This is a genomic window from uncultured Proteiniphilum sp. (genome assembly GCF_937873925.1).
Taxonomy (GTDB): domain Bacteria; phylum Bacteroidota; class Bacteroidia; order Bacteroidales; family Dysgonomonadaceae; genus Proteiniphilum.
In genome coordinates, this window is record NZ_CALNAT010000085.1 from 1 (window position 1) to 7,084 (window position 7,084).

Here is a 7,084-nt window from a genome sequence, read left to right on the forward strand (position 1 = left end):
TAGAGTGTTTTGTCCTTTTTTAATGATAGTTATTAATTCAAATGAATTATATTTGCGTTTGATAATACAATGAAAGCTTCAATGTAATACATAGATACAAGACATAAAGATATGGATAATAAATTAAAAGAAACGGGATTGGTTAAAAAAATTTCCATTCCGGAAACACTTTTGTCTTTGCCAATAGGTAAACCTATGCTAATTCCAACTGCTAAAATCAAGACTTCCTCCATAAGGACGGCAAAGACAAGGCTTGAAAAAGCCCAAAAAGCAAGATTCGAAGTTACTACAGATGGATTGATTAATGAAACAAAAGTAATCCGGTTATCGTAAAAAATTATATAAACCCTACAATTCCATGGAGAATAGGTATGGTCGAACTCTTTGGATCTTGGAATGGGTAGGGGCATGAATGTATTTGCGGATTACAATAAATTGAGAAATAGCATTATGGAATTGATTGGATTTTTTACAAAAGTCTCGCAACCATTTGCGGGATAGGTTGAGGATTTCAATTAAACATAAAGTGTCGATAAAAAAAGTAATAATGGAACAGAAAAACACAAAAACACGACTTTCCCTGATGATGTTCTTTCAATTTTTTATTCAGGGATCATGGTATGTAACCATGGGGACTTATCTGGGGCAGACACTTCATTTTACAGGTGTTCAGATCGGGTTGGCATATAGTACGGCAGCTATAGCAGCCATTATATCCCCTGTGATCGTGGGAATGATAGCCGATCGTTTTTTCTCTGCCAACAAGGTCTTGGCATTCTTAAATATCACGGGTGCCGTATTGTTAGGCTGTTTGACACAAATTGATAATTTTTCATTGTTTTTTCTTGTGTTGCTGCTCTATACGATTTGTTTCATGCCCACTATGTCGCTATGTAATTCCATCTCTTTTGATAACCTGCCTGAACCCTCGAAAGAATTCTCCCGTATCCGTTTGTTCGGATCGTTCGGATGGATTATTGCTGGAATTCTTATCAGTTCGTTGAATCTGGAACCATTGTCTACTCCTTTCCTTATTGCTGCAGGAATCTCTTTTATTGCCGGTTTATATGCTTTTATACTTCCTTTCAAGGCACCGGGAAAACGTGCTGAAAAGGTGACTGTAGGACAGATACTCGGATTTGATGCGTTTAAGCTTACCAAAGACAGATCGTTCTTGGTGCTGCTAGTATTTTCGGCGTTGGCTTGTATTCCCCTTGCTTTCTATGATTCGTTTACCAATCTGTTCATTGTTAACGTAGGTATTAATAACGCCGCTGCGGCCATGAGCATGGGACAGGTTACCGAAGTAATCTTCCTTTTCGCATTTCCGTTGATGTTTCTCAAATTACGGTATAAGGGAAGTATTGTTGCCGCAATTGTGGCATGGGTGTTGATGTACGGATTCTTTGCCCTTGGAGCGCATACCGGACACATCGGTTTCATCTATGGAGTATTACCGCTCCATGGATTCTGTTTTACTTTCTTCTTTGTTTCAGGACAACTTTTTGTGGATGAAAAGGCGCCTTCGTCTCTACGGAATTCGGCACAGGGATTGATTGCTTTTGCCACCTATGGGGTAGGGAAATACCTGGGAACGCTGGTAGCAGGCAATGTGGTGCATCAATATACTGCTGAGCAGGGTATATACAACTGGGTATCAGTCTGGACCGTGCCTTTTGTTATGGCTGTCGTTATCTTGATAGGTTTTGTAGCATTATTCAGGGAAAACAAGAAAAATAATCTTGTATGATGATATATCCATTTTTAACCTATGGATATTTAGATCAATTGATTCTTTTATCCGGAAAAGATATTATAACTGTCTTAGAGAACTTCTTTGTGAAAAATAATTAAATCGTCGGAACATGAATGAAACATCAACTGTAAATGAAATGAAAACAAAATTGAAACAACATTTATCAAAATTTTTGATGTTCCTGTTTCTTGAATTGTGTGCGGTTTCCGTATCGGCACAAAAGAGTGTAAGAGGAACTGTGAGTGATGTAAATGGAGAACCTTTAATCGGTGTGAATGTAGTAGTAAAAAATACTACTACCGGGACTATAACGGATATTGATGGTAAATACTCATTAGAGGTGCCTGAGGAGAGTTCCGTTCTGATTTTTTCATACATCGGATATATTACCTCTGAAGTTACCGTGGGAACACAAACCGTTATAGATCAAATTCTGGCAGAAGAGGCACATATGATCGATGAACTGGTTGTTGTCGGTTACGGTGTCCAGAAGAAAGTAACCGTAACAGGTGCCGTGGCGAGTGTGTCCGGTAACGAACTCAAGGTATCTCCCACTACTAATCTTTCTAATGCCGTGGTGGGACGTATGCCGGGAGTAATCGGTTTCCAGCGTTCGGATGAACCTGGTGGCGGCGGAACAACCCTTCGTATCCGGGGTACGAATACACTTGGATCTAAAGACCCGTTAATTGTTGTCGACGGAGTACCCGGACGTGCGGGAGGATTAAATCGTATTAATCCGAATGAAATTGAATCCATGTCGGTGTTAAAGGATGCTTCGGCGGCTATCTATGGTTCTCGTGCTGCCAATGGGGTTATTTTAATTACCACCAAACGGGGTAAAGAAGGAAAGCCCACAATTACGTATACCGGCAATATGGGATTCTCTCAACCCTCACGTATCCCCGAGTTGGCTAATGCTTTTGAGTATGCGACGATGGTGAATGAAATTGATAAATATTCGGGGCGTGAACCCCGTTATTCCCAGGAGGATCTGAGATTATGGCAGGACGGATCAGACCCATGGGGACATCCCGACACAAACTGGTATAAAGAAACAATTAAGGATGTTTCGCCCATGTATCGCCATGATGTGAGCATAACCGGAGGAAGCGACCGGTACAAGTTTTTCGTCAGTCTGGCTGCTAATGGAGAAGATGGTATCTATAAGAATTCAGCGAATCGCTACGATCAATACAGTACACGTATCAATCTGGATATGAAAGTAAATGATTACTTTGATATATCCTATGGTAACGTAAACCGTTTACAAGTAACCAATTATCCGGCACGTGGGGCGACAGATATCTTCAGTTCCATGGTGCGTAGTAAACCTATCTTGCCCGCTTATTGGCCAACCGGAGAACCAGGGCCGGATATTGAATACGGAGATAATCCGGTGGTGCGTGCCACTCCGGCAACCGGGAAAGACCTTCACAAAGCATATTATATCCAGAATACACTGAGGGCGACACTTAAAATCCCTGGAGTTGAGGGATTGTCGCTTATAGGAACTGTGTCATATGACCAACATTTCAATAACCGGCGTCGTTTTGAAACTCCGTTTACCCTTTATACTTGGGATGGTAACCCTGAACACAAGTTGACCCCCTCGTTAAAAGGGGTTTCCCAACCGGTGTTAGAGGAGAGAAGGGATGAGCAGACAGACTGGATGACCAATTTGGTAGTCAACTACGACCGTTCTATTGGAGACCATAACTTTGGCGCTACCCTTGGTGTTGAAGCGCAGAGTAACGAATGGCGCAGGGTAAGGGCAACCCGTAAATATTTTATTTCAGATGCACTGGATGAAATAAATAATGGTTCGGTAACCGATATGGAAACAGAAGGCTATTCCTGGAAAGAAAGCCGTGTCAACTACTTTGGACGTGTGAACTATAACTATCTCGAAAAGTACCTGTTTGAATTTGTGTACCGTTACGACGGATCGTATCGTTTCCCGAAAGACAAACGGTATGGTTTCTTCCCGGGGGTATCTGCCGCATGGCGTGCATCCGAAGAAGATTTCTGGAAGGAAAACCTCAGTTTCATCAACTATTTTAAGCTGCGTAGTTCTGTCTCCCAAACCGGTAGTGATTATCTGTTAGATCCTGACGGAAATCTCGATAGAAGTATTCAATACCTGAATACCTACGGTTTCGGTACTGAATATATGTTTGGAACAACATTCCAGAAGACATTATATCCGACGCGTACTCCCAACCCCAATATTACCTGGGAAGTAGGGACTACGTATGACCTTGGTCTCGAATTTAAGTTTCTGGATAACAGATTAAGCTTGGAGACCGACCTTTTCCACCATAAGCGTACCAATATGTTGATTTACAGAAACGCTTCATTACCCCAGATTTCGGGTATTACGCTCCCAAGAGAAAATATCGGTGAAATGCAGAACAGAGGCATAGAAGGATTAATTTCCTGGGTAGACAGGGCTGGTAAAGTGGAATATGATGTTTCGTTCAATATGACGTATGCAAAAAATAAACTGTTATTCTGGGATGAAACCCCCGGTATACCCGATTATCAGAAAAGGACCGGAATGCCGGTAAATACCGAGTTGTGGTATATTGCCGACGGTGTATTCAATACACAGGAAGAACTGGACAGCTATCCGCATTGGGCCAATGCACGTACTGGAGATATTAAATTTGTAGACGTAAATGGTGATAAGAAAATTGATGCGAATGACCGCGTCCGTTCCGACAAAAACTCGGAGCCACGTTTTGTATTCGGTCTCACTACCGGTCTCAGTTGGAATAACTTCGATTTGAGGGCATTATTCCAGGGCGCAACAGGAGGTATTACCTATATTTGGCGTGAAAGAGCCGGTGAAGCCGGGAACTACTATAAGTTCATGTATAAAAACCGTTGGACAGAAGAAAACCCCATGGTGGAACATCCGCGTGCTTATAACCGCGAGAATGAATATTGGGCGAAGCAGGGTACAGACCAGAAGAATACCTACTATCAGTTCAAAACCGATTATCTGCGTCTGAAAAATATGGAAATAGGATATACGTTTAATTCAACGCCTCTCCGCAGTGCAGGAATCCAGGATTTGCGTGTATATGTAAATGGTACAAATATATTTACGATAGATAATGTCAAAGTACAAGATCCGGAAGCCAATGATACCGGTCGGGAATATCCACAACGTCGTATATGGAACGCCGGTGTATCTATAACATTTTAAAAATAAGAGATTATGAGAAATATAAAACAAATAGTAACCATTATCGTTTTGGGATTTGCCGTTGTCCTCAATTCTTGTTCGGACTTTATGGATATCGTACCTTCTACTTCTTATACAGAGCAGATGGTTTTTACCGATGCTGCTTTGACGCAAGCTTTTGTAAATGATCTATACAATAACATACACCCGGGTGCTCAAGAACATTCTTTGGACGGATTGACCGACGATGCTTATTTTACCCATAACTACGGGCAAAAAGATATTGTTGAAGCTGTTTCTATTTCACAAAGCAATCTTCAATGGTATGACAATAATAATAATCCTTTTAAATGGCAAAACAGGTATAGGGGTATCCGCTATGCCAATATTATCATCAATAACATTGACAATGTGCCGGAAAAGGTTGGCTTTAACCTGGATCGTATGAAAGGTGAAGCCTATTATATGCGTGCACATATGTATCACGAACTTGTACGCGGTTTTGGGGGAGTACCTATCGTTACGGAAGATTTTTCACTGGCAGAAGTAGAAGAAATGAAGAAGCCTCGTAATACCATGCGCGAGTGTCTTGAATTTATTGTGAGCGACCTGGAAAAGGCTGAAGAATATCTTCCGGCAACTGTTGGCTCGAACGAATGGGGCCGTGTAACCAAGTTTGTGGCAACCGGTTTAAAAGCCCGTATTTTATTGCATGTTGCCAGTCCTCTCTATGCAGACCGCACGATAAATACTTTAGCTGTTAACCAATTCGACGGTGATCGTATGGCTACTTATCGTGCCGCCAGGGATGCTGCAATTAAAGTGATCGAGGATGGTCCATTTGAGTTGATTGATTGTAGAGGAGGTGTCAATACTGAAAGGGCTGAGAAATTCAAAGCTATTATGACGGATATTCGAAACAGTGAGCAAATGTTTGTCCGTAATTACCACACTTCTATTGGTGCTGCGAATAATATGGGATTATGGCATGGGCCGAATGGTTATCATAACTGGGCCGGAACTACGCCAACACAGGATCTGGTAATGGCGTTTGAATTCGAGGATGGAACTATGCCGGAAGGGATGACCAAACCCGGAGAATTCCAGAAAGGAAATCCCTATAATGGTCGTGAACCTCGCTTTTATGCCACTGTAGCTACCGATGGAAATACGTGGGGACGTCCGCGTCCGGCTGATGCGGCCACATTAGACCCGACACCTATGGGAACCCTACAGGCCGGGAAATATGAAGTGACAAACGGAGACGTGGAAATTGAATACCGCGATGGAGTAGTGCGCCGCTCAATGTGGGGTGTGGATACCCGCCAGGGACCTATTGAGGACTGGAACGGGTCATGGACAGGTTATTATGAAAAGAAACTTATCGATACTTCCGTTGATGCTCAGTATTTTAGACAAACCGTGCCACATGTCTATATGCGGTTAGCCGAGATGTACCTGATTGCTGCGGAAGCGAGTATTGAATTGAATGAATTGGAGGAAGCGGCAAAGTGGCTGGATATCTTGCGCGGGCGTATTGAGTTGAAAGATACCAGATCGACTCTGACTATCCGTGGAAAACAATTTTCTCAAGCTGACATGCGTGATTTTCTGCGTCAGCAACGTCGTGCAGAATTCGCCTATGAGCAACACCGTTATTTTGATGTTCGCCGTTGGATGATCGCTCCGGAAGCAGGAAATAAACCATTGACAGGAATTATCGTGGAGGGTATTTTAAAACCGGGTAAGTCATCAATGAAGCCTTATATTCACAATGAAGAGATTTACGACTATTATTATTATGTAAATGATCTCTCCAGTCGTGAAAACAGGAGATGGCTGGATAAGATGTATTTTGCTCCAATCCATCAGGATGAAATTCGTCGTAATCCAAACTTGGTTCAAAATCCTGGAATGGAATAATTATTTTATCTGCCCTATCCTATGGTGAGTTGATCTGTCCTATCATTGACTTATCACAGGGTAGGGCAAATTTCCGGATTTTTCCGATTGACTATATTTATTTTGTCCGTTCGATAAAAAGATGTAGATTTGGATTTATTTTTCACCAATTATTAGTTAATATCATTTTTTATGAAAAAAAAACTTAAAATGGGTATGGTTGGTGGCGGAAG

Annotated in this window: 4 protein-coding genes; all 4 read left to right on the plus strand. The window is 41.9% G+C overall.

Annotation, left to right across the window (positions count from 1 at the left end; genetic code table 11):
• Window positions 1-111 precede the first annotated feature (111 nt).
• The 4 genes from Q0502_RS06110 (at window position 112) to Q0502_RS06125 (ending at window position 6,872) form a co-directional block, all read left to right on the plus strand.
• Window positions 112-333, plus strand: coding sequence for a hypothetical protein (locus tag Q0502_RS06110; protein ID WP_298648485.1), 222 nt, complete (start codon window positions 112-114; stop codon window positions 331-333).
• Window positions 334-547: 214 nt separating this feature from the next.
• Window positions 548-1,750: an MFS transporter gene (locus Q0502_RS06115; RefSeq protein WP_298648488.1), complete on the plus strand. Its 1,203-nt coding sequence runs from the start codon at window positions 548-550 to the stop codon at window positions 1,748-1,750.
• A gap of 142 nt (window positions 1,751-1,892) precedes the next feature.
• Window positions 1,893-4,970: a TonB-dependent receptor gene (locus tag Q0502_RS06120; RefSeq protein WP_298648491.1), complete on the plus strand. Its 3,078-nt coding sequence runs from the start codon at window positions 1,893-1,895 to the stop codon at window positions 4,968-4,970.
• Between the two features lie 12 nt (window positions 4,971-4,982).
• Window positions 4,983-6,872 carry a RagB/SusD family nutrient uptake outer membrane protein gene (locus Q0502_RS06125; RefSeq protein ID WP_298648494.1) on the plus strand — a complete coding sequence of 630 codons (1,890 nt, stop codon included), beginning with the start codon at window positions 4,983-4,985 and terminating at the stop codon, window positions 6,870-6,872.
• Window positions 6,873-7,084: the final 212 nt, after the last annotated feature.